At 71.3% G+C, this 23143-nt stretch carries 24 protein-coding genes and 2 riboswitches; of the genes, 14 read left to right on the forward strand and 10 right to left on the reverse strand.

Going from position 1 to position 23143, the window contains the following annotated elements; all coding sequences use genetic code 11:
• Positions 1-308: 308 nt before the first annotated feature.
• From AC07A6_RS17140 to AC07A6_RS17175, 8 genes are all read right to left on the reverse strand, one after another.
• The gene (locus tag AC07A6_RS17140; RefSeq protein ID WP_386275412.1) at positions 309-1370 is read right to left on the reverse strand and encodes an ABC transporter ATP-binding protein; all 1062 of its coding nucleotides are present in this window, start codon (positions 1368-1370) and stop codon (positions 309-311) included.
• Positions 1367-2428, reverse strand: coding sequence for an ABC transporter ATP-binding protein (locus AC07A6_RS17145; RefSeq protein ID WP_386275413.1), 1062 nt, complete (start codon positions 2426-2428; stop codon positions 1367-1369). Before AC07A6_RS17145 ends, AC07A6_RS17140 begins: the two co-directional genes overlap by 4 nt.
• Before the next feature lie 29 nt (positions 2429-2457).
• Positions 2458-3459 (reverse strand): ABC transporter permease, encoded by a 1002-nt coding sequence (locus AC07A6_RS17150; RefSeq protein ID WP_386275411.1) that lies wholly within the window; start codon positions 3457-3459, stop codon positions 2458-2460.
• Positions 3460-3623: 164 nt separating this feature from the next.
• Positions 3624-5333: an ABC transporter substrate-binding protein gene (locus tag AC07A6_RS17155; protein WP_362474284.1), complete on the reverse strand. Its 1710-nt coding sequence runs from the start codon at positions 5331-5333 to the stop codon at positions 3624-3626.
• 93 nt (positions 5334-5426) lie between these two features.
• Entirely contained in the window at positions 5427-6419 is a 993-nt protein-coding gene (locus AC07A6_RS17160; protein ID WP_362474275.1) for an ABC transporter permease, read from the reverse strand.
• Between the two features lie 622 nt (positions 6420-7041).
• The gene (locus AC07A6_RS17165; protein ID WP_042801841.1) at positions 7042-7782 is read right to left on the reverse strand and encodes an enhanced serine sensitivity protein SseB C-terminal domain-containing protein; all 741 of its coding nucleotides are present in this window, start codon (positions 7780-7782) and stop codon (positions 7042-7044) included.
• Between the two features lie 62 nt (positions 7783-7844).
• Positions 7845-8585, reverse strand: a complete 741-nt coding sequence (locus AC07A6_RS17170) for an enhanced serine sensitivity protein SseB (RefSeq protein WP_386275410.1) — start codon at positions 8583-8585, stop codon at positions 7845-7847.
• 242 nt (positions 8586-8827) lie between these two features.
• Entirely contained in the window at positions 8828-9523 is a 696-nt protein-coding gene (locus tag AC07A6_RS17175; RefSeq protein WP_478777614.1) for an AAA family ATPase, read from the reverse strand.
• Between the two features lie 175 nt (positions 9524-9698).
• A riboswitch (glycine riboswitch) is annotated at positions 9699-9802 on the forward strand.
• A 180-nt stretch (positions 9803-9982) separates the two neighbouring features.
• On the opposite strand from AC07A6_RS17175, the gene gcvT reads away from it, so the two are divergent.
• The 7 genes from gcvT (at position 9983) to AC07A6_RS17210 (ending at position 16199) form a co-directional block, all read left to right on the forward strand.
• A complete protein-coding gene (gcvT, locus tag AC07A6_RS17180) occupies positions 9983-11098 on the forward strand; it encodes a glycine cleavage system aminomethyltransferase GcvT (RefSeq protein ID WP_478777615.1) in 1116 nt (371 codons plus the stop codon).
• A gap of 79 nt (positions 11099-11177) precedes the next feature.
• A complete protein-coding gene (gcvH, locus tag AC07A6_RS17185) occupies positions 11178-11561 on the forward strand; it encodes a glycine cleavage system protein GcvH (protein WP_478777616.1) in 384 nt (127 codons plus the stop codon).
• A 17-nt stretch (positions 11562-11578) separates the two neighbouring features.
• The gene (gene glyA, locus AC07A6_RS17190) at positions 11579-12835 is read left to right on the forward strand and encodes a serine hydroxymethyltransferase (RefSeq protein ID WP_007266694.1); all 1257 of its coding nucleotides are present in this window, start codon (positions 11579-11581) and stop codon (positions 12833-12835) included.
• A gap of 226 nt (positions 12836-13061) precedes the next feature.
• Positions 13062-14444, forward strand: a complete 1383-nt coding sequence (locus AC07A6_RS17195) for an L-serine ammonia-lyase (protein WP_125816129.1) — start codon at positions 13062-13064, stop codon at positions 14442-14444.
• 192 nt (positions 14445-14636) lie between these two features.
• Positions 14637-14951, forward strand: a complete 315-nt coding sequence (locus tag AC07A6_RS17200; protein ID WP_362459429.1) for a hypothetical protein — start codon at positions 14637-14639, stop codon at positions 14949-14951.
• Between the two features lie 229 nt (positions 14952-15180).
• Positions 15181-15591 (forward strand): SsgA family sporulation/cell division regulator, encoded by a 411-nt coding sequence (locus tag AC07A6_RS17205; RefSeq protein ID WP_362459432.1) that lies wholly within the window; start codon positions 15181-15183, stop codon positions 15589-15591.
• A 95-nt stretch (positions 15592-15686) separates the two neighbouring features.
• A complete protein-coding gene (locus AC07A6_RS17210) occupies positions 15687-16199 on the forward strand; it encodes an AMIN-like domain-containing (lipo)protein (RefSeq protein ID WP_386274563.1) in 513 nt (170 codons plus the stop codon).
• 27 nt (positions 16200-16226) lie between these two features.
• Here the strand turns inward: AC07A6_RS17210 and AC07A6_RS17215 are convergent, their stop codons facing one another.
• The gene (locus tag AC07A6_RS17215; RefSeq protein WP_362459438.1) at positions 16227-16946 is read right to left on the reverse strand and encodes a flavodoxin family protein; all 720 of its coding nucleotides are present in this window, start codon (positions 16944-16946) and stop codon (positions 16227-16229) included.
• Between the two features lie 118 nt (positions 16947-17064).
• A riboswitch (cobalamin riboswitch) is annotated at positions 17065-17292 on the forward strand.
• 29 nt (positions 17293-17321) lie between these two features.
• On the opposite strand from AC07A6_RS17215, the gene AC07A6_RS17220 reads away from it, so the two are divergent.
• The 5 genes from AC07A6_RS17220 to AC07A6_RS17240 all read left to right on the forward strand — a co-directional run bounded on the left by AC07A6_RS17220 (position 17322) and on the right by AC07A6_RS17240 (position 20627).
• Entirely contained in the window at positions 17322-18020 is a 699-nt protein-coding gene (locus AC07A6_RS17220) for an energy-coupling factor ABC transporter permease (protein WP_478777617.1), read from the forward strand.
• On the forward strand, positions 18020-18379 hold the full coding sequence (locus AC07A6_RS17225) for an energy-coupling factor ABC transporter substrate-binding protein (RefSeq protein WP_362459442.1): 360 nt from the start codon (positions 18020-18022) through the stop codon (positions 18377-18379). Before AC07A6_RS17220 ends, AC07A6_RS17225 begins: the two co-directional genes overlap by 1 nt.
• Positions 18380-18382: 3 nt before the next feature.
• The gene (cbiQ, locus tag AC07A6_RS17230; protein ID WP_362459445.1) at positions 18383-19132 is read left to right on the forward strand and encodes a cobalt ECF transporter T component CbiQ; all 750 of its coding nucleotides are present in this window, start codon (positions 18383-18385) and stop codon (positions 19130-19132) included.
• Complete coding sequence (locus AC07A6_RS17235; protein ID WP_362459450.1) at positions 19123-19950, forward strand: energy-coupling factor ABC transporter ATP-binding protein; 828 nt, start codon at positions 19123-19125, stop codon at positions 19948-19950. Before cbiQ ends, AC07A6_RS17235 begins: the two co-directional genes overlap by 10 nt.
• 113 nt (positions 19951-20063) lie before the next feature.
• Positions 20064-20627: a PadR family transcriptional regulator gene (locus AC07A6_RS17240; protein ID WP_362459453.1), complete on the forward strand. Its 564-nt coding sequence runs from the start codon at positions 20064-20066 to the stop codon at positions 20625-20627.
• 45 nt (positions 20628-20672) lie between these two features.
• Here AC07A6_RS17240 and AC07A6_RS17245 read toward each other — a convergent pair whose 3' ends face one another.
• Entirely contained in the window at positions 20673-20885 is a 213-nt protein-coding gene (locus AC07A6_RS17245; protein ID WP_007266682.1) for an EF-hand domain-containing protein, read from the reverse strand.
• Positions 20886-21161: 276 nt separating this feature from the next.
• On the opposite strand from AC07A6_RS17245, the gene AC07A6_RS17250 reads away from it, so the two are divergent.
• Both AC07A6_RS17250 and AC07A6_RS17255 read left to right on the forward strand, forming a co-directional pair.
• On the forward strand, positions 21162-21923 hold the full coding sequence (locus AC07A6_RS17250; protein ID WP_362459457.1) for a tRNA-dependent cyclodipeptide synthase: 762 nt from the start codon (positions 21162-21164) through the stop codon (positions 21921-21923).
• Positions 21904-23142, forward strand: coding sequence for a cytochrome P450 (locus tag AC07A6_RS17255; protein WP_478777618.1), 1239 nt, complete (start codon positions 21904-21906; stop codon positions 23140-23142). The genes AC07A6_RS17250 and AC07A6_RS17255 overlap by 20 nt, the downstream gene beginning before the upstream one ends.
• The last annotated feature ends 1 nt before the right edge of the window (position 23143 follow it).

Genomic DNA, 23143 nt, shown 5'->3' on the forward strand with positions numbered 1-23143 from the left:
CTCAAACGCCGGCGGGGCTATGAATAGCCCCGCCGGCGTTTGAGGCGACGGGCGCGCAGCGCCCGTACCGGGGTCAGGGGCAGCGCCCCTGGGAACGGTGGAAGGGCGGGTAGGGGACCCTCGCCCCGCGCAGCGGCCCACCTACCCGCAGACGACCCACCGGCACCGGCCACGCGAACCGGCCCCGCCCCGGCCCCGACGGACGGAGTCCGGCGCAGCGGCGCGAAGCCGGTAAGGCGCCCCGGCGCCGCACCGCGCGAGCGGCGCGTCAAAAGGGGGCGCGGCGCGTCCAAAAGGAGTGCGGCGCATCAAGAAGGAGCAGGGGCGTTTTCCGGGTGGTGGCAGGCCGTCTGGTGGCCCGGCTTGATCGTCAGCAGCGGCGGATCCTGCTTCGCGCACAGCTCCGTCGCCTTCCAGCACCGCGTGTGGAAGCGGCAGCCGGCCGGCGGGGAGATCGGCGAGGGGACGTCTCCCTTGAGCAGGATGCGGCCGCTCTTCGCCCCGCGCCGCCTCGGGTCCGGGACGGGGACGGCGGACAGCAGGGCGTTCGTGTACGGGTGCATCGGGGTCTCGTACAGCGACTTGCGGTCCGCCAGCTCCACGATCTTGCCGAGGTACATCACCGCGATGCGGTCCGAGACGTGCCGGATGACCGACAGGTCGTGCGCAATGATCACGTACGTCAGGCCGAGCTCCTGCTGGAGGTCGTCCAGCAGGTTGACCACCTGCGCCTGGATCGACACGTCCAGCGCCGACACCGGCTCGTCCGCGACGACCAGCTTCGGCTTCAGCGCCAGGGCGCGGGCGATGCCGATGCGCTGGCGCTGGCCGCCGGAGAACTCGTGCGGGTAGCGGTTGTAGTGCTCCGGGTTCAGGCCGACGAGCGAGAGCAGGCGCTGGACCTCCTTCTTGACGCCGCCCTCGGGCGTGACGCCCTGGAGCTTGAAGGGGGCCGAGACGATCGCGCCGACCGTGTGGCGCGGGTTCAGGGAGCCGTACGGGTCCTGGAAGATCATCTGCACGTCGCGGCGCAGCGGGCGCATGCCGGCCACGCCGAGGTGGGTGATGTCCTTGCCCTCGAACTCGATCCGGCCGCCGGTCGGCTCCAGCAGCCGCGTGATGAGGCGGCCCATCGTCGACTTGCCGCAGCCGGACTCGCCGACGACGCCGAGGGTCTCACCCCGGCGGACGTCGAAGTCGATCCCGTCGACGGCCTTGACGGCGGCGGTCTGCCGGCGCAGCAGCCCCTTGTTGATGGGGAAGTGCTTGACCAGGCCGGTGACCTTCAGCAGCGGCTCCGCCTCGGCCACGGCCGTACCCGCCGCCGCGTCCTGGGCGGCGGTGTCGGTGTCCTTCTTCATGTCCGTCACAGCTTCGGCGCAATCTCTTCGGTCCAGATCCGGGTCCGCTCCTCCTGCGACATGTGGCAGGCGGACCAGTGCCGGCTGTCGTCCTGGGTCAGCTCGGGCCGCTGGGTGCGGGTGATGCCCCCCTTGGGCACGTCGGCGTAGGGGCACCGGGGGTTGAACGCGCAGCCGCTCGGGATGTTGATGAGGCTGGGCGGCGAGCCCTTGACCGGGATCAGCCGCTCGGTCTGGTCGCGGTCGATGCGCGGCATGGAGCCGAGCAGTCCCCAGGTGTAGGGGTGGCGGGGCTCGTAGAAGACCTTCTCGGCGGTGCCGCGCTCGACGCACCGGCCGCCGTACATCACGAGGATCTCGTCGGCCATCTCGGCGACCACGCCGAGGTCGTGCGTGATCATGATGACCGCGGAGCCGAACTCCTTCTGCAGGTCGCGGATCAGGTCGAGGATCTGCGCCTGGACGGTGACGTCGAGGGCGGTGGTCGGCTCGTCCGCGATGAGCAGTTCGGGGTTGTTGACGAGTGCCATCGCGATCATCGCGCGCTGGCGCATGCCGCCGGAGAACTCGTGGGGGTACGCGTCCACGCGCCGGTGGGGCTCCGGGATGCCGACGCGGTCGAGCATCTCGACGGCGCGGGCGCGGGCCTTCTTCTTGTCGACGTCGTGGTGGGTCCGGTACGCCTCGACGATCTGCTTGCCGACCGAGTAGTACGGGTGCATCGCGGACAGCGGGTCCTGGAAGACCATCGCCATCTTGCGGCCGCGGAGCCGGCGCACGTGGTCGGCGTCGGCGCTGACCAGGTCCTCGCCGTCGAGCACGACCTCGCCGGAGATGTTCGGGCGGCTGCGGGCGTTGCCGGTGCGGTGCAGGCCCATGATGGCCAGCGAGGTCACCGACTTGCCGGAGCCGGACTCGCCGACGATGCCGAGGGTCTTGCCGCGCTCCAGGTCGAAGGTGAGGCCGTCCACGGACTTGACCAGGCCGTCGTCGGTCGGGAAGTGGACCTTGAGGTCGCGCACGGAGAGGAAGGGGGCCGCGTCGGGCGCGCCGCCCTGCTCGGGCACGAAGGCCGGCTGGTCGGAATCGTTCTTGGTCACGTCAGCCTCACGCGCGGGTCGATGACGGCGTACAGCAGGTCCACGATCAGGTTGGCGAGGACCACGAACAGGGCGGCGAGCAGGGTGACGCCCATGATCACGGGAAGGTCGCCGGCGCTGATGGCGGCCACTGCGGCCGTGCCCAGGCCCTGGAAGTTGAAGGTGGTCTCGGTGAGCACCGCGCCGCCGAGGAGGCCGCCGAGGTCCAGGCCGAACATGGTGACGACCGGGGTGAGCGTGGAGCGCAGGGCGTGCTTGCGGATGACCACGCCCTCCTTGAGGCCCTTGGCGCGGGCGGTGCGGATGTAGTCCTCGCCCATGACCTCCAGCATGGTCGCCCGGGTGATGCGGGCGTAGGTCGCGGCGAAGAGGAAGGCCAGGGTGACCCAGGGCAGGATCATGCTGTTGAGCCAGGCCAGCGGATCCTCGGTCAGGGGCTTGTAGTTGGAGACGTCCAGCCAGCCGAGGCTGTAGACGAAGATCGCGGGAGCCACCATGCCGGTGAAGAAGATCGGCAGGGAGACGCCGGCGAGCGCGCCGACCATGACGGTGCGGTCGACGGCGGTGCGGCGTTTGAGTGCGGAGATCACGCCCGTGGCGACGCCGGCGATCACCCAGAGCACGGCCGCCCCGAGGGCGAGCGAGAGGGTGACCGGGATGCGGTCCATCATGGTCTCCCAGACGGGCGCCTCGGTCTTGAAGGAGTAGCCGAAGCAGGGGGCCGCACAGTGGGTGATCTCGGTGCCGCCGTCGTAGTCGCGGCCGGCGAAGATGCCCTTGACGAAGAGCAGGTACTGCTCGGAGATGGGCTTGTCGAAGCCCATCTTCACGCGGATGCCCGCCAGGGCGGTCTCGTTGGTCTCCCGGCCTGCGTACATGAGCGCGGGATCGCTGCCGGTCAGCTTCGGGACCGCGAAGAAGATGCCGAAGGTGACCACGGAGACCACCAGCAGCGTGGCGGCGACGTTGAACAGCCGCCGTATGAGGTAGACGAGCACTGCAGTCGGCCGCCCGGGGCTGGTGGCCGCCGCCCCTCGTGGGGACGGCGGCCAGCGCCTGCGGCCTTCACCTGCCCTTCGGACTAGCGCATGTGCGGTGAAGGCACTTACTTACGTGCTGAGTTGCGGGTTGCGTGCCCGGCGGTCGGCCGGGCCGCCTGCTGCTACTGCTTGATGCCCACGGTGGCGAGGTCGATCTTGCCGAAGGACTCGTTGAAGAAGACGTTCGTCAGGCGCGGGTTGTGGTAGACGAGGGCCTTGTCGAAGTTGATCGGCAGGTAGAGCGCCTTGTCCATGACCTTCTTGTTGATCTCCGTGTAGAACGGAGCGGCAGCCTCCGGGGTCGCGGCGGCAGCGGCCTTGTCGAACAGGCCGTTGATCTCCGTGTCGTTGACCTCGGTGTAGTTGTTGTTGCCGTTCGGCAGGATGAACGATCCGTCGACCAGCGGCTGCAGGAAGCCCGCGCCGGAGTTGTAGTCGGCGCCCCAGCCCATGACGATGATGCCGTAGCCCTTCTTCTTCACGTTCTCGGGCGAACCGATCGTGGAGGAGGAGAGCTTGCCGTCGAACTGGTCGATCGTCGCCTTGATGCCGACCTTGGCGAGCGAGGCCTGCAGGGACTCGGCCGTCTTCACCTCGGGGGCGCGGTTGTTGCGCACGGCGATGACGGTCTCGAAGCCGTCGGGCTTGCCACAGGCCTTGAGGGCCGCCTTGGCCTTGGCCTCCTGCGGCTTGCCCTTCGTCAGGCTGAAGGGGTCGTAGGCCTTGTCTGAGCCGGGGACGCCGGCCGGCAGCATGTTCGCGCCGAGGTCACCGCTGGTCGGGCCGCCGCGGGCGGTCTGGAGGGACTTCGGGTCGGCCGCGTAGATGACGGCCTTGCGGCACTCGATGTTGTCGAACGGCGCGACCGTCTGCGGGAAGGCGAAGTAGCGGATGTAGCCCGTGAACGGGTTGTCCGCGTTGGCCTTGAGCTTCTCGTCCTTGAGGATCTTGTTCTTCGCGGCCTGCTGGACACCGGTGCCGTCGACGGCCATGTCGATGTCGCCCGAGAGCAGGCGCTGGTCCATGTCGTCCGGGTTGGTGGTGACCGTGAAGGAGACCTTGTCCGGCAGACCCTTGCGGATCGGGTCCGTCTTCGGGTCCCAGTTCTCGTTGCGGACGAAGGTCGCGCCCTTGCCGGCGGTGAAGCTCTCGACCTTGTAGGGGCCCGTGGATATGGGCTTGTTGGTGTACGTGGCACCCGTGTCCTTGCCCGCCGGGACCGGCGAGGAGGACGGCATGGCCAGCAGGTAGCTGAAGTCGGAGTTCGCGCTCGCCAGGTTGAAGACGATCGTCTTGTCGTCCGGCGTCTCGACGGTCTTCAGACCCATCTTGTTCGGGTCGGTGTCCTTGTACGGGCCGGGGTACTTCTGGCCCTGGTCCAGGAGGTCGATCAGGTAGGTCGGACCGCCGGACAGGACGTCCTGCGCGAAGACGCGCTCGACGCCGTACTTGATGTCCTTCGAGGTGATCGGCGTACCGTCCTCGAACTTCACCCCGTCCTTGAGCTTCAGGGTGTAGGTCTTGCCGTCGTTGCTGATGACCGGCAGGGCCTCGGCGAGGTCGGGGACGACCTTCGTTCCGTCCTTGCCCGGCTTGGCGTCGTAGGCCAGCAGGCTGCGGACGTAGAGGCGCTGCATGTTCCAGACGAAGCCGTAGTAGGCGCGCGCCGGGTCGAGGTAGTCGACGTCCTGCGGGGACCAGAGCTTGAGCTCGCCGCCCTTGGCGTCGGAGGGGTTGATCACGGCGGTGGCGGCGCCGCTGTAGCCCTTGCCGCTGTCGCCGTCGGCCTTGTCGTCCTTCTTCGCCCCGTTGTCACCGCACGCGGCGGTCATCGAGAGCGCGGCGATCACAGCGGTGATCGCGAGGGCCTGCTTTCTGCGGGTCACGTTGTCCAACCTCCATAGGTGGTGAATCGAAGAAGCGGTTCAGCTGCCCTTGGGGTCGAGTGCGTCACGCAGCCCGTCCCCGAAGAGGTTGAACGCCAGGACGGTGATGAAGATCGTCATACCGGGAACCACCATGTACATGGGGTCGTCCTGGTAGATGGGGACGGCGTCGGAGAGCATCTTTCCCCAGGAAGCGGTGGGCGGCTTGACGCCGGCACCCAGGAAGCTGAGGGCCGCTTCGGTCAGGATGTTGGTCGGGATGATCAGCGTGGCGTACACGAGGATCGGCGCGACCAGGTTCGGCAGCAGCTCCTTGAGGAGGATGTAGCCGCGCCCGGCTCCGAGGCTGCGCGCCGCCTCGACGTACTCGCGCTCCCGCAGGGAGATCGTCTGGCCCCGGACGATGCGGCCGATGTACGGCCAGCCGAAGAAGCCGATGACGAGGATGAGCACGCCCATCCGGACGCCCGAACCCTCGAACCCCCACACGGAGTTGGGGACCACGGAGACCAGGGCGATGGTGAACAGCAGCTGGGGGAAGGCCAGCAGCAGGTCCATCAGGCGGCTGATGATCCCGTCCACCCAGCCGCCGAGGAAGCCGGCGAGGGCGCCCAGGAGGCTGCCGAGGACGACCGAGACGAAGGCCGCCAGGAAGGCGACGACCAGCGAGATGCGGGCGCCGTAGACGATCCGGCTGAACACGTCGCGCCCGTTGGTCGGTTCGACGCCCAGCAGGAAGTCGGAGCTGATGCCGCCGAAGGATCCGAGCGGCGTGCCCAGGTCCGGATCGATCATGTCCTCGTGGAACTCGTTGGGGTCGTGGCCCAGCAGGCTCACGATCAGCGGCGCGAAGACCGCCACCAGGATCAGGAGGATCACGATCACGCCGCCGGTCAGCGCGACCTTGTCGCGCTTGAGCCGCATCCAGGCGATGCGGCCGGGCGAGCGGCCTTCGATGGCCTTGGCAGGGACTTCGGCTACGGACACGGGTGCGGGCGTTTCCGCGTCCGTGTCGTGCAGTGGTGCCGTCATCGTGGTGGGGACCCCTCTCGGCCGACCTGTGGGTCGGCCCATGCCCGCCGCTGTGGCGGCGTTGGTGCGGAGTGGCGCTCCAGTGCTCGGGGCACGTGAACGCGTACGAGGTGCGAGGTGCTGGCTGTGCTGGCAGTGCGGCCGTGCTGTGGGTGGAGCAGGGTGCGGTGCGTGCGGTGCGGTGCAGCTGAGGTGCGGGAAGTGCGGAAGCGCCGCGTCGGGACGAGCGGCGAGGTCCACGTGCCGAACCGCGTCCTGGAGGACTGACCGGCTCTTGGGTGGGGAGTCTTCATCGGGCGCTCGACCAGCCGCCAGACCCGCAGATGAATGGATGCGCAACCGTGATCTGACGCCGGGGTTCCCGTTATCCGGACTCCGCTCACGGCTCAGCGGAGCAAGACCGTCCGTTCGGTACGCAAACGGACATCACGGCCAACTCCGGGGAGGAGTGCGCCAATTGGGCGCCCACCTGCGGCGAAATCCGGACAAGACGAAGGCCGCCGGGAACCGTGGTTCCCGGCGGCCTGGTGTCCGTCGGAGGGGGTCGTCCCAGAGTGCGGGCGCACCCCGGCAATCCCTGTAGGAAGCTCGGGGAACGCGTCCCCGCAGCGCCCGCGGGGGCTCAGTAGGCGGCCGCCTGCCCCTCGCGGTCGTAGAAGGGCCGGGTCTGCGCGCGCAGCCACATCGCCACCGGGTCGTGCTCGTCCGCGAGCGCGACCGTGCACACCGGGACCCCCTCGGGCACGGCGCCGACCGACTGGCGCATCATCTCGCGCACGGACTCCAGCGCGGGCGGCGAGGCGTCGTACAGGTCGAGCCCGACCGCGAGGTACGCGGACCCCAGCGAGGGCTGCACCCAGGCGCGGCGCAGCGACCTCACGGCCGGCGTGCGGTGCGCGTGCTGGGTCAGCAGCCCGTAGAACTGCGGGAGCTCCAGGGACGGCTCGGACAGCCGCAGCGGCCCCGCCGGCATCCGGTCCAGGCCGGTGGCGACCCGGCGCAGGTCGGCCCAGGGGATGCCGAGACCGCCGCCCTGGGCGTGCGGGTTGACCCACAGCCCCCAGCGGTCCGGGTAGAGGGCGCGGGCGATGTCCCGGCCCGTGACCACCTCGTAGCCGCGGTTCCAGCCGCTCGCGGCCAGCTCCTGCGGGGAGGTCACGCAGGGGGCGTAGCCCAGCCCCTCGACCTCCATGCCGCCGTACTGGGCGTCCGGTGAGCCCGGCTGCCCCTGCCACAGGAGCATCCACAGCCTGCCCTCGGCGAGGGCGTGCAGGAATGACTCATAGCTCTCATAGCGCCCGGGAGTCACCTGGCGCAGCATGTGCTCGACCTGCCCGGCCGCGGCCGTGCCTGACGCACTCACCCGGTACCCCTCTTCGTCTTCGTCCGCCCGTCGTCCACACGTCCCGACCAGCTTAAGCGGCGCTACGGGAGGTAGAAGGGGCGTACGCGCTCACGAATCCACTCCGTGACCGGGTCCTCGGCGGCGTCCAGCAGGATCAACTGCACCGGCCAGGGCGCCGGTACGCGGCCCAGGGCGCGGCCGAGCGCCTCCAGCGGGGCGCTGCGCGACTCGGGATCCCATCCCAGCAGGCGGACGCCGATGTAGAGCTGGGGGTCGCCGCCCTCGACGCTGGCGAGGCAGCGGTGGGCGGCGGCGACGGCCCCGGTGGCCCGGAACTCCTCGGCCGCGGCGGCGAGGAAGTCGACCGGGTCGTCCTGCCAGTCGGGCTCGAAGAGCCGGACCCGGGCTCCGCCGGCCGGACCGTCGAGCTCGGTGCGGCCGGCGCGGCAGAGCTCCGCGACGGCGGCCGGGGGGAGCGGGACCCCGACGGCGCCCTCGGGGTTCACGGCGATGCCGAGCTGCGGGGGCAGGCCGCGGGCGAACTCGACGGCGGGGGCGACCGCGAAGTCCATGGCGGGGCCGGCGGCGATGCGGAACTGGGCCTCGGAGCTGTAGACGGGTACGTACGCGGCTCCGTCGATCAGCATCGTGGGGAGGTCGAGGGAGGCGCTGTCGGGCCCGCCGCCGTTGGGGAGCGGCACCCAGACCTGGCTGCGGCCGAGCGCGTCCATGATCCGCGGGCCCGCGTCCGGCAGGCCGAGCGCCGCCCCGAGCACCTGCTCCAACTCGTTCGCCGGCCAGCCGTTGCCTTGCGCCTGCATCTGCCCGTGCCTCCGTGTGGTTCCGCCCTTGTGTGACCCCGAGGCTATCGGGGGCGGGGCCGCCGTGGCGCCCCGGTCCGCCGCGCGGGCTGCCGCTGCGCGGGCTGCTCCCCGCCCCGCCCTTCGCCCGTTCCCCGGGGCGCTGCCCCGGACCCCCTGGGGGCTCCGCCCCCAGACCCCCGCGCCTCAAACGCCGGCGAGGCTGGATTCTCCAGCCCGCGCGGCGATTGAGCGCAACGGGGTCAGGGGCCGAACGTGATCCGGGTCAGGGCGGCGGCCGACGGCCGGTCCAGGAGGGTGACCGAGGCGCAGCCGCGCGGGGTGCGCCCGGCTTCCGCGGAGCGCAGGAGGCGGGACACCGCCCCCCGGTGCCGCGCGAAGGCGTACGCCGACACCCGCCGCCCCCGGACCGCCTGCCCGGACAGCGCCTCCTCGGGGGTGGTGTCCAGCAGCAGCAGGTGCAGCCCCCGCCCCCGCCGCCGGGCGACGGCGGCCAGCAGGCCCCGCACCCACGGCTGGGTGCCGCAGTCGTGGACCACCACAGAGGCGCCGGAGCGCAGCTCGCGCCACAGCCCCCCGTAGTGCGCGGCGCGGACCAGCGGCCGGTACACCGCGTACGGCAGCCCGGACGGCATCCGGCGCTCCCAGCGCTCGCGGGTGTCCTGCGAGTCGATGGCGGCTTCGGCGGCCCGCTTGATCAGGGTGCTCTTGCCGCCGCCGGGCAGCCCGGACACCACCACGATGTCCCCGGCGGCGTACCTCAGCCGGTGCGGCCGCGCGGGCCGTCCGCGCAGGTCGCGGACGGGTCCGCCGGCGGCCGGCGCGGGCCGGGCGGTGTTCCGCCGCTCCGGGGCCGCCCCGACCGCGCCTGTAGTCGTCGCCACTCCGAGTCTCCGCACAGTGATCGTCTCCCCCGAATCGGGCCGCGAGGGCCCCATGCCCACTGAATGTAAAGAGACGGTAATCCGACGGCCCCGGTTGCGGCCGGGCGTTCCACAGCGCGGACGGCCGGCCCCGTCCGGACCGCACGTTCTTCCGGGCCCCACTGCCCTCCCCCGCCCGTCCCGTGCAATGATGTGCGCCATCTGGACACCAAACTGCATACCGGCCGCTTGAATCCGCGCGGGAGAGTCCCGGCAGGCCGCGAGGCCGTGCCCGGGCGCCGAAGGAGCAAGTACCTCCCTTGAATCTCTCAGGCCCCGTACCGCGTGGATGAGGCAGATCTGAAAAGCGAGCCCCGCCGCGTCCGTCCCCGACGGCCGCCCGGCGCGTGCTCCACCCAAGGTGCAAGTCGGCGTTCCCCCTCCGGGAACTCTCGGCGAACCTCTCAGGTTCCGATGACAGATGGGGAGGAACCTCCTCGTCATGTCATGCCCTGGGACCCGGGAGCCACACCCATGAGCACTGCCCCCCGCCTGACCGCGCTCGACGCGCTGCACCGCTCGCTCGGTGCGACCATGACCGACTTCGCGGGCTGGGACATGCCGCTGCGCTACGCCAGTGAGCGCGACGAGCACAACGCCGTACGCACCAAGGCCGGCCTCTTCGACCTGTCCCACATGGGTGAGATCACCCTGACCGGCCCGGAGGCCGTGAAGGCGCTGGACTACGCGCTCGTCGGGAACATCTCCACCGTCGGCGTCGGCCGCGCCCGCTACACGCACATCTGCCAGGAGGACGGCGGGATCGTCGACGACCTGATCGTCTACCGCCTCGGCGAGACCGAGTACATGGTCGTCGCCAACGCCTCCAACGCCCAGGTCGTGCTGGACGCGCTCACCGAGCGCGCGGCCGGCTTCGACACCGAGGTCCGCGACGACCGTGACGCGTACGCGCTGATCGCCGTCCAGGGCCCGGAGTCCCCCGGCATCCTGAAGTCCCTCACGGACGCCGACCTGGACGGCCTGAAGTACTACGCCGGCCTGCCGGGCACCGTCGCGGGCGTGCCCGCGCTGATCGCCCGCACCGGCTACACGGGTGAGGACGGCTTCGAGCTGTTCGTCTCCCCCGAGCACGCCGTGGAGCTGTGGCAGGCGCTGACCGAGGCGGGCGAGGACGCCGGTCTGGTGCCGGCCGGCCTGTCCTGCCGCGACACGCTGCGCCTGGAGGCGGGCATGCCGCTGTACGGGCACGAGCTGACCACCGCGCTGACCCCCTTCGACGCCGGGCTGGGCCGGGTCGTGAAGTTCGAGAAGGAGGGCGACTTCGTCGGCCGCGCCGCCCTGGAGGCCGCCGCCGAGGTCGCCGCCACCAAGCCGCCGCGCAAGCTGGTCGGCCTGGTCGCCGAAGGCCGCCGCGTCCCGCGTGCCGGCTTCCCCGTCGTCGCGGGCGGCGAGGTCATCGGCGAGGTGACCTCCGGCGCCCCCTCCCCGACGCTGGGCAAGCCGATCGCGATGGCGTACGTCGACGCGGAGCACGCCGCGCCCGGCACCTCCGGCGTCGGCGTCGACATTCGCGGTACGCATGAGCCGTACGAGGTCGTGGCCCTGCCCTTCTACAAGCGGCAGAAGTAACCCTCGTACCGGGTCCCCCCGTCTCAGCACGCAAGACCACCGTTCGTATCCACCTCCCCGCATCCAGGAGAATCAGGTCATGAGCAACCCCCAGCAGCTGCGTTACACCAAGGAGCACGAGTGGCTGTCGGCCGCCGAGGACGGCGTCGCCACGGTCGGCATCACGGAGTTCGCGGCCAACGCGCTCGGTGACGTCGTCTACGCCCAGCTCCCCGAGGTCGGCGAGACCGTCACCGAGGGCGAGACCTGTGGCGAGCTGGAGTCGACCAAGTCGGTCAGCGACCTGTACTCCCCCGTCTCCGGTGAGATCACCGAGTTCAACCAGGACGTCGTGGACGACCCGTCGCTGGTGAACTCCGCCCCGTTCGAGGGTGGCTGGCTGTTCAAGGTGCGCCTGTCGGAGGAGCCGAAGGACGCGCTCTCCGCCGACGAGTACGCCGCGCTCACCCACTCCGACAACTGACACCCCAGGGGCCCTGAATGTCCGTTCTGAACACCCCCCTCCACGAGCTCGACCCCGACGTCGCCGCCGCCGTCGACGCGGAGCTCGTGCGCCAGCAGTCGACCCTGGAAATGATCGCGTCGGAGAACTTCGCTCCGGTCGCCGTCATGGAGGCCCAGGGCTCGGTCCTGACCAACAAGTACGCCGAGGGCTACCCGGGCCGCCGCTACTACGGCGGCTGCGAGCACGTCGACGTGGTCGAGCAGATCGCGATCGACCGCATCAAGGCGCTCTTCGGCGCCGAGGCCGCGAACGTCCAGCCGCACTCGGGCGCGCAGGCCAACGCCGCCGCGATGTTCGCGCTGCTGAAGCCGGGCGACACGATCATGGGCCTGAACCTGGCCCACGGCGGTCACCTGACCCACGGCATGAAGATCAACTTCTCCGGCAAGCTCTACAACGTGGTCCCGTACCACGTCGGCGAGGACGGCCAGGTCGACATGGCCGAGGTCGAGCGCCTCGCCAAGGAGTCCAAGCCGCAGCTGATCGTCGCCGGCTGGTCCGCGTACCCGCGCCAGCTGGACTTCGCCGCGTTCCGCCGGATCGCGGACGAGGTCGGCGCGTACCTGATGGTCGACATGGCGCACTTCGCGGGCCTGGTCGCCGCGGGCCTGCACCCGAACCCGGTGCCGCACGCCCACGTGGTCACCACCACCACGCACAAGACCCTCGGCGGTCCGCGCGGCGGCGTCATCCTGTCGACGCAGGAGCTGGCCAAGAAGATCAACTCCGCGGTCTTCCCGGGCCAGCAGGGCGGTCCGCTGGAGCACGTGATCGCGGCCAAGGCCGTCTCCTTCAAGGTCGCGGCCTCGCCGGAGTTCAAGGAGCGCCAGGAGCGGACCCTGGAGGGCGCGAAGATCCTCGCCGCCCGCCTGGTCCAGGACGACGTCAAGGCCGTGGGCGTGGACGTCCTCACCGGCGGCACCGACGTGCACCTGGTCCTGGTCGACCTGCGCAACTCGGAGCTGGACGGCCAGCAGGCCGAGGACCGCCTCCACGAGGTCGGCATCACGGTCAACCGCAACGCCATCCCGAACGACCCGCGGCCGCCGATGGTCACCTCGGGTCTGCGGATCGGCACGCCGGCCCTCGCGACCCGCGGTTTCGACGCCGAGGCCTTCACCGAGGTCGCCGAGATCATCGCGCAGGCGCTGAAGCCGAGCTACGACGCCGCCGACCTCAAGGCGCGCGTCTCGGCCCTGGCCGCGAAGTTCCCGCTGTACCCGTCGCTCTAGGCACGGTTTCGGGGGCCCGGCCTTGTTCTCCACAAGGCCGGGCCCTTTTCATGACCGGAATCCGGCACCGGAACGCGATCCGGCTCACGCCTGACGGCCCCGTCCGGGAGGCGAACCGTTCATCTCCACGCGTTACGCTCGTCTGCCGGACAAAATCCGCACATCCCCCGTTTTGATCACACCCCTGCCCCCTCTCCACCCCACGAGCAGACAAGGGAGTCCGCCAGTGGCCATCTCCGTCTTCGACCTCTTCTCCATCGGCATCGGCCCGTCCTCCTCCCACACGGTCGGCCCGATGCGCGCGGCGCGCATGTTCGTGACGCGGCTGAAGAAGGACGGCGTCCTCGCCCAGACCGCCGCCGTGCGGGCGGAGCTCTTCGGCTCCCTCGGCGCGACCGGCCACGGCCACGGCACGCCCAAGGCGGTCCTGCTGGGCCTGGAGGGCCACTCCCCCCGCACCGTGGACGTCGAGACCGCCGACGACGAGGTGGAGCGCATCCGCAAGAGCGGCAAGCTGCGGCTGCTGGGTGCGGAAATAGGCGGTGCCCACGAGATCGACTTCGACGAGCCGAGCCAGCTGATCCTGCACCGCCGCCGCTCGCTGCCCTACCACGCGAACGGCATGACCCTCTTCGCGTACGACGCCTCCGGCGCGCCGCTGCTGGAGAAGACGTACTACTCGGTGGGCGGCGGCTTCGTCGTGGACGAGGACGCGGTCGGCGAGGACCGGATCAAGCTCGACGACACCGTGCTGAAGTACCCCTTCCGCTCCGGTGACGAGATGCTGCGCCTGGCGAACGAGACCGGCCTGTCGATCTCCTCCCTGATGCTGGAGAACGAGAAGGCCTGGCGCACCGAGGAGGAGATCCGCGAGGGCCTGCTGGAGATCTGGCGGGTCATGCAGTCCTGCGTCTCGCGCGGCATGTCCCGCGAGGGCATCCTCCCGGGCGGCCTGCGCGTCAAGCGCCGCGCCGCGTCCACGGCGCGCCAGCTGCGCACCGAGGGCGACCCGATGATGCACCGCAGCGAGTGGACGACGATCTACGCGATGGCCGTCAACGAGGAGAACGCCGCGGGCGGCCGTGTCGTCACCGCCCCCACGAACGGCGCAGCGGGCGTCCTGCCGGCCGTCCTGCACTACTACGTGAACTTCGTGCCCGGCGCGGACGAGGACGGCGTGGTCCGCTTCCTGCTGGCCGCGGGCGCGATCGGCATGCTCTTCAAGGAGAACGCGTCGATCTCCGGCGCCGAGGTCGGCTGCCAGGGCGAGGTGGGCTCGGCCTGCTCGATGGCGGCCGGCGCCCTCGCCGAGGTGCTGGGCGGCACCCCCGAGCAGGTGGAGAACGCCGCCGAGATCGGCATGGAGCACAACCTGGGCCTGACCTGCGACCCGGTGGGCGGCCTCGTGCAGATCCCCTGCATCGAGCGCAACGGCATGGCGGCCGTCAAGGCCGTCACCGCCGCGAAGATGGCGATGCGCGGGGACGGCAGCCACAAGGTCTCCCTCGACAAGGTCATCAAGACCATGAAGGAGACCGGCGCCGACATGAAGATCAAGTACAAGGAGACGGCGCGCGGCGGCCTCGCGGTCAACGTCATCGAGTGCTGATCCGAGAAATACGCAAATGATCTCCGGTTTGGGGTTTCAACCGAGTTGATCACGCTTGCGAGGGAAGAAGCAGGTCCGGGCTGGTTTCTCGATGATCACGTAGGCCAATCTGGTCACGCGACGTCGCGTCACCCCCGGGCGGTCGGCCAACCGCCTTACCCCCTTGCTGTTTTGCGTACTGGAGGCTTCACCATGGCAGGCATCCGCAGCATCCGCGTGATGGCGGCGCTCGCATCGCTCCCCCTCGCCGCCGCCCTCTTCACGGGCACGGCCCAGGCGGACAACGGGGCCGGCGCCGCCGGCACCGCCTCGAACGCCGCCCTCGCCGGGATCCTCGGCAGCGGCGTCGGCGGCAGCAACCTCGGCAACTCCTCCACCGCGCAGCAGGTCGCGTCGGGCTTCGGGGCGTCGAACCAGAACAACGGCGCCCAGGCCAACGGCTCCGGCTTCACCGCGATCGGCCAGTCCAACAACCACGACTCGCTGATCTACAACCCGGTCCCGTAGCGGCCGGCCGCGCGGCCCTGCCGCAGCGTGCCACCGGGCCCGCCCTCCCCCCGGAGGGCGGGCCCTTCGCATGCCCCTGGCACGTGACCCGCGGTGCACCCTGTGGCCGAAAAGAGGCCCTGCGGCCCGGTGGCTCGGGACCTTCGGCCCCGCGCCGCCCACCCGAGCCGGGGATAGCGTGCCGGGAGGGGCGCGGGAAGCACCCACGCGCGACGAGAGGCAGCCGCCGATGGCCACCATCACCGAACACAGACTCCTGCCGCTGCGGCTGGAAGCCGCCCCCCTGTCCGTGCCCCTGACCGGCCGGTTCGTCTACCGCACGGACCGCCCGTACGAGGTGGCCGTGGACTTCCGGGGCGCCGGGGCGCACCTCGCCCGCTGGGTGTTCTCGCGGGAGCTGCTGCTCGACGGGCAGAACAGCGCCACCGGCGAGGGCGACATACAGGTCTGGCCGCGCTGGAGCGGCACGGAGCCGCGCGTCCTGCTCGGCTTCAGCAACGGCGAGCAGAGCTGCGTGGTCTCCGCCCGCGCCAAGGACGTGCGCGAGCTGTGCCGGCGGATGACGGAGCTGGTGCCGCGCGGGCAGGAACAGCGCCACTACGACCTGGATGCCGAGCTGAGCGCGCTGCTGACCTTCTGACGCGGCGGGCGCACGCCCCGTGGAACCGGTGGCGGCCCGGCGCTGTCTTATGAGATGACAGGCAAGTCCCCGTCTCACGGAACCGGGGAGACACCATGAGTCACCCGCACCGCCGCCGGATCGTGGCCATCGCCACGGGTGCCCTGCTCACCGCCGGGCTCGCGCTCTCCACGTCGCCGGCCTCCGCCGCCACCACGACCACCCGCACCCAGACGCCGCTCGTCGTCAATGCCCGCTGGGGCGGGCACTGCACGTACGACCGGCTCGTCATCGACCTCCAGGGCTACGTGCCCCCGGTCACCGTCACTCCCGTGTCCGAGCTCGTCTACGACGGGTCGGGACAGCCCGTCCCGCTGGCCGGGAAGTACTTCCTGGAGATCCGCCTGCACCCGGCCGCCGGGCACAATGACGCCGGGGAGAACGTCTACCAGGGGCCCAGGCTCCAGAAGATCTACCTCAGCAAGCTCAAGGGCATGGCCATGACCGGCGACTACGAGGGGTACGTGACCTTCGGCGCCGCCTTCGACACCGCCCCGACCTGGAAGACCTCCGTCCTGCACTCGCCCGAGCGGCTCGTGCTGGACTTCCCGCACCCCAACACCTGCTGACCCGCGGACGGCCCCGGAGCCGCCCGGCTAGCGGTGTTCGGGGTTGGGGAAGTCGAAACGGCAGCCGGCGTCCCACAGGGAACGCTGGTTGCCGTGGGCCGGCATGCCGCCGGCCCGCTTGAGGAGCGCCGCCAGGTGCATCAGGTTCCACGACATGAACGTGGTGTTCCGGTTGGTGAAGTCGTTCTCCGGACCGCCCGAGCCCGGGTCCAGGTAGGAGGGGCCGGGGCCGGCCTCGCCGATCCAGCCCGCGTCGGCCTGGGGCGGAATGGCGTAGCCGAGGTGCTGGAGGCTGTAGAGGATGTTCATGGCGCAGTGCTTGACGCCGTCCTCGTTCCCCGTGATCAGCGCTCCGCCGACGCGCCCGTAGTAGGCGTACTGCCCCTGCTCGTTCAGCAGGGAGGAGCAGGCGTAGAGCCGCTCGATGACCTGCTTCATGACGGAGCTGTTGTCCCCGAGCCAGATCGGGCCGCACAGCACCAGGATGTCGGCGTCCATGATCTGGCTGTACAGGACCGGCCACTGGTCGCTCTCCCAGCCGTGGTCGGTCATGTCCGGCCAGACGCCGGTGGCGATGTCGTGGTCGACGGCGCGGATCAGCGAGGTGCGGGCGCCGGCCGCTTCCATGACGGCCCGGCTCCGCGCGATCAGGCCCTCGGTGTTGCTGGTCTCGGGAGAGCGTTTGAGGGTGCAGTTGACGTAGACGGCGGAGAGGTCCTCGTAGCGGGGGCTGTCGTCGGCGGCCATGCCCTCCACCGTGCCGCGCGCCCGGCGGCCCGGCCAGCGGGCCTGGCCCGTACGGGTGCCCGCGGCCGGGTGGCCGGGTGGCCGGATCGGTCCGGGTTGTGACGGTCCGTGCGGGCGACTAGGGTCGTCTGGCCTTGGTGTTCGGGAAACCGGTGCAAGACCGGTGCGGCCCTCGCCACTGTGATCGGGAAGTCCGGCTCCACTCTCTCCCCCAGACTCCGTCCGGGAGGTGCCCCCACCGCGGGAAGCCACTGGGCCCGCGCGGGAGACCGCACGGTCCCGGGAAGGCGGAGCCAGGGCATCAGCACCCGTGAGCCAGGAGACCGGCCGGGGCGCGTCGTCCATCCACGAGGTGCTGGAGAGGTCTCCCAACCCATGCATATAGCCGAGGGGTTCCTGCCCCCTTTGCACGCGGCCGCCTGGGGCGCCGCGTCCGCCCCCTTCGTCGTCCACGGGGTCCGCGCGCTCACCCGCGAGGTGAAGGCGAACCCGGAGAGCACGCTGCTGCTCGGGGCGTCCGGTGCGTTCACGTTCGTCCTGTCCGCCCTGAAGATCCCTTCTGTGACGGGCAGTTGTTCGCACCCGACGGGGACGGGGCTCGGGGCCATCCTCTTCCGGCCCCCGATCATGGCGGTGCTCGGCACGATCACCCTCCTCTTCCAGGCGCTGCTGCTGGCCCACGGCGGGCTCACCACGCTGGGCGCCAACGTCTTCTCGATGGCCATCGCCGGGCCCTGGGCCGGCTACGGGGTCTACCGGGTGCTGCGGAAGTCCGGCGCGCCGCTGATGGTGACCGTGTTCTTCGGCGCGTTCTTCGCCGACCTGGTCACCTACTGCGTCACCTCCGTCCAGCTGGCGCTGGCCTTCCCCGACCCGGCGAGCGGCTTCCTCGGCTCCCTGGAGAAGTTCGCGGGCATCTTCGCCCTGACCCAGATCCCGCTCGCGATCAGCGAGGGGCTGCTGACGGTGCTCGTGATGCGGCTGCTGATGCAGTCCAGCAAGTCGGACCTGGTCCGGCTCGGCGTCGCGAAGCTGACCGGCGGCACTCAGGCGAAGCAGGAGGCGGCCCTCTGATGAGCCGGAACGCGAAGATCAACACCCTGCTGCTGCTCCTGGTGGCGGCGCTGGCCGTGATCCCGCTCGCGCTGGGGCTCGGCGACGGCAAGGAGGAGCCGTTCGCCGGCGCCGACGCGCAGGCCGAGGCGGCCATCACCGAACTGAAGCCGGACTACGAGCCCTGGTTCGCCCCGCTGTACGAGCCCCCCTCGGGCGAGGTCGAGTCGGCGCTGTTCGCCCTCCAGGCGGCGCTCGGGGCGGGCGTGCTCGCCTACTACTTCGGCATCCGCAAGGGCCGCCGCCAGGGCGCGGCGCAGGCCCTCGCCCAGGCCGCGGCCGCCGAGGCCGGGCCGGACCGCCCGGCCCGGGAGTCGTAGGCGGTGCTGCCGATCGACGTGGCGGCGCACTCCAGCCGCTGGCGGGGCCGCCACCCCCTGGAGAAGGCCCTCCTCGGGCTCGGGCTCACCGTCACCGCGGTGTGCCTGCCGCCCTGGCCGGGCGGGCCGCTGGTGGCCGCCGCGACCCTGGCCGTGCTGCTCGGGCCGGCCGGCGTGGCCGGGCGGCAGCTGTGGCGGGCCTTCCGGGTCCCGCTGGGCTTCTGCGTGACCGGTGCGCTGCCGCTGCTGGTGTCGGTGGGCGGCCCGGACGGGTTCCTCGCCCCGGCCCCGGACGGGCCCCGGCACGCGGCGGAGCTGCTGCTGCGCACCTCGGCGGCCTCGCTCGGGGTGCTGCTGTTCGCCTTCACGACGCCGGTCTCGGACGTGCTGCCGCGGCTGGTGCGGGCCGGGGTGCCGGCGCCGGTGGTGGACGTGGCCCTGGTGATGTACCGGATCGGCTTCCTGCTGCTGGACTCGATGGCCCAGGTCCGGCGCGCCCAGGCGGCCCGGCTGGGGCAGGCGGGCCGGGCGGCGGTGTGGCGTTCGCTGGCCGGGCTCGCGGCGACCTCGTTCGTCCGGGCCTTCGACCGCGCGGCCCGGCTCCAGGAGGGGCTGGCGGGGCGCGGTTACGACGGTGCGCTGCGGGTGCTGGTACCCGACGCGGCGCTGTCCTGGCGGTTCCTGACGGGGTCCGCCGCCCTGCTGACCGCCCTGGTCGCGGGGACCCTCGTACTGAAGGAGCTGTGGTTGTGACCCCGTTGGTGGAGCTGGTCGGCGCGGGGTACGCGTACGAGGACGGCCCGGCCGTGCTGTCCGGGGTGGACTTCGGCATCGCCGAGGGCCGCGCGCTGGTGCTGCTCGGCCGCAACGGCAGCGGCAAGACCACGCTGATGCGGCTGCTGAGCGGGGGCCTGCGGCCCGGCTCGGGGACGCTGCGGCTCGGCGGGGACGAGGTGGCCTACGACCGCAAGGGCCTGGTCCGGCTGCGCACCTCGGTGCAGCTGGTGGTGCAGGACCCGGACGACCAGCTCTTCGCGGCCTCCGTCGAGCAGGACGTGTCCTTCGGCCCGATGAACCTGGGGCTGCCGGCGGCGGAGGTCCGCGAGCGGGTGGACGCCGCGCTCGCCGCGCTGGACATCACCGCGCTGCGGGACCGCCCGACGCACCTGCTGTCGTACGGGCAGCGCAAGCGCGCGGCGATCGCGGGCGCGGTGGCGATGGCCCCGCGGGTGCTGATCCTGGACGAGCCCACGGCCGGGCTCGACCCGGACGGGCAGGAACGCCTCCTGGACGTCCTCGCGGGGCTGCGGGCGGCCGGCACCACGGTGGTCATGGCCACCCACGACGTGGACCTCGCGGTGCGGTGGGCGGACGACGCGGCCGTGCTGACCCCTTCGGGGATCCGGACGGGGCCGGCCGCCGAGCTGCTCTCGGACCCGGAGCTGCTCGCGTCGGCGGGGCTGCGGTCGGCCTGGGCGCCGGTGGTCGCCGCGTTCCTGCGGGCGCGGGGGGTGCTGACGGACGGGGTGCCGGGGCCGCGGACGCCGGAGGAGCTCGCGGCGCTGGGCTGAGCCGGAGCCCCGCAGGGGCGGACCGTGAAGCGGGGTGGCCCTGCGGGGCGGGGTGTCCGGTGTGCCCACCCGTCCCGCCCTGCGGGACGATTGCCCACACCTAGGATGGCCGCATGTCGCTGCCGCACGCCATTCTCACCGCGCTGATGGAGAAGCCCTCGTCGGGGCTGGAGCTGACGCGGCGGTTCGACAAGTCGATCGGCTACTTCTGGTCCTCGACGCACCAGCAGATCTACCGGGAGCTGGGGCGGCTGGAGGAGGCGGGGCTGATCCGGGCGCTGCCCAGCGAGGTGCCCGTGCGCGGGCAGAAGAAGGAGTACGAGGTCCTGCCCGACGGCCGCGCGGAGCTGGCGCGGTGGGTGGACGAGAGCCAGGATCCGAAGCCGGTGCGGGACGCGCTGCTGCTGCGGATCCGCGCGGCGGCGGTGGTCGGGCCGCAGGGGCTGGGCCCGGAGCTGCGGCGCCATCTGGACCTGCACCGGGCGCAGTTGGCCACGTACGAGGCCATCGAGGCGAAGGACTTCCCGGCGGGGCGGGACGCGGACGCCGACCGGCTGCGCCGGCTCGTGCTGCGCGGGGGCATCGCCCTGGAGGGTTTCTGGCTGAGCTGGCTGGAGGAGGCCCTGTCCGAGGTGGAGGCCATGTCCGGAGCGGATGCGCCGGAGGGCGGGGCCTGACGCGCCCCCGCCCCGGCGGGCGGGGCGGAGGCGGACGCGCCGCGCTTACTTGTTCAGGGAGGCCCAGAACTCGTCGAAGCTCATCAGCTTGTCGCCGTCGCTGTCCTTGGCGGCGATCACGGAGTCCGCGACCGCGGCGGTGACGTAGTGGTCACCCATCGCCTTCATGGCCGCGCTGTACTCGTCGGCCGTGACGAAGCCGTCACCGTTCACGTCGAACTTGTCGAACGTCGCCCGTGCGCTCTCGATGTCAGCCACTGGGTCCACCCCTTCTCGGTGCTTGTTGACCGGCTCAGGGTAGCGGCCCGGGGCGCCGGGGGCTCCCGCGGGTCCCGTTCGGGCGGCAGAAAGATATTCAATTACCCGCGCGTAAGCCGCCGGAACGGCTCGGCGGATAGGCGGAATCGATAATTCCACCCAACAAATCCGCTTACCACTTGTCACGCTCCGGGATCACGGCATAACGTACCGGCATTGCCGCCACACCAGGAGCGCAGGGCTCCCAGGGACATGCGGCAACAAGGGCGATCACAGGTGACGATCACAGCTGACGCATCATTCGAAGTTCTGCCCTTCACCCGTACCTGCCGCCACATCTGGGAAGACGGCGACCATGTGCTCATAGGCGTGAGCCCCGGCAACAGCTACTTCAGCGCCGAGCGCGTGTCCAGTCTCGCCCGGTGGGCCGTGAGCCGGTTCGCGCAGGTCGACTTCGTCTACGCGGACCTCCACGTGGACCGGATGTTCGCCGCCTTCGGCTACACCCCGGAGCATGCGAGCAGACGCGCCTCGAAGGAGATCAAGGCGGTCCGGCGGAGGATCATCAAAGGCGTCGAGGATTCGGGCCACGAGCACGCCGAGATACGGGTGAGAGCGCTTTCGGAGTTCCAGGCCAACCCCGTCTACCAACTGCTGCACCGGCGCGTACTGCATTTCCTGGAGACCGATGGCGCATTCCGCAAGGGCTGCGAGGAAATGGCGCTGCATTTCGTCGGGTCGAAGTTGCCCGAGGGTGAATCCATGACGGATTCCCAGTTGCGGGTGTGTTTCGACTACCTGGCGGCCGAGCTGCCCTTCTTCATCGACACCCCCAGCATTCTCGACGTGCCGTCCTCCGTGGCGGCCTACCACGTCAGGATGCCGATGACCGACGTCCTCTTCGCCCGGGGCGGGGGCCTGCGCGCGACCCGCAACCAGGCGTACGCCGTCGTACGCCCCGGGGCCGGCGCCCCGGACGGCGCCACCACCGCAGCAGCCGCCACCGAAGGGACCGCCGATGAGCGTCGAGCAGCTTGAGGACGGCGGGGCCCAGGAGCAGCCCCTCCTCGACTTCCCGCTCTCGCGGCGCGGTGACGTCGTACCGCAGGAGTGCTCGTGGCTGCGCGAGAAGGCGCCCGTCGCCCGGGTCCGCACCCTGACCGGGGACCCGGCCTGGCTGGTGAGCAGCCACGCGCTGGCCCGGCAGGTGCTGGAGGACGAACGCTTCAGCCTCAAGGACACCGCGCGCGCCGGGGTGCCCCGCCAGTACGCGCTGACGATCCCGCCGGAGGTCGTCGACAACATGGGCAGCATCAACAGCGCGGGGCTGCGCAACGCCGTGATGAAGGCGCTCAGCCCGCGCCGGCCCGGCCTGCGGGAGGCGCTGCGCGCCAAGGCCGGGGAGCTGCTGGACGCGGTGGTCGCCGAAGGGGGCCCGGCCGATCTCCGGGCCGGCTTCGCCGATCCCTTCTCGGCGGCCCTGCACTGCGAGGTGCTGGGGGTGCCGTTCGAGGACTGGCGCCGGCTGATGTCCGGGCTGGACGTCGCGTTCATGACCGCTCGCGAGCCGTTCGCCGACTCGGCCCTCAACTGGTACAAGGACGTCGGCTACTTCGCCGGCCGGTTCCGGGAGCAGCTGGCGCTGCCCGCCGAGGAGCGTACGGGGCTCCTCGGCACCTTCGCCGGCCTGCGGGAGGCCGACCCGGAGTCGGCGCACCTGACGGACGAGATGTTCGCGACCGTCGCCGTCTCCCTCTTCGGCGCGGGGGCGGTCTCCACCTCCGCCTTCCTGGTCCTCGCGGTCCTCGCGCTGCTCCAGCGGCCCGAGCTGGCCGGCTACCTGCGCGCGCATCCGGAGCGCACGGCCGGGGCCGTCGAGGAGCTGCTGCGGTGGAACCTGTCCGTCGGGGACGGCCTGCCGCGGATCGCGCTGGCGGACGTCCGGGTCGGGGACGTGCTCGTGAAGGAGGGCGAGCTGGTGCTCGTCCTGCTGGAGGGGGCCAACTTCGACCCGGCGGCCTTCGAGCGTCCCGAGGAGCTGGACCTGGAGCGGGAGGGCGCGGGCGCCCACCTGGCCTTCGGTGCCGGCCGGCACTTCTGTCCGGCCTCGGCGCTGGCCCGGGCGCATGCCGAGATCGCGCTGGGGGTGCTGGTCGAGCGGCTGCCGGGGCTGCGCCTGGCGGTGCCGGCGGAGAACCTGGTGTGGCGCACGGGCTTCATCAAGCGGCTGCCCGAGCGGCTGCCGGTCGCCTGGTAGC

It is taken from the genome of Streptomyces sp. NPDC044002 (genome assembly GCF_056434525.1).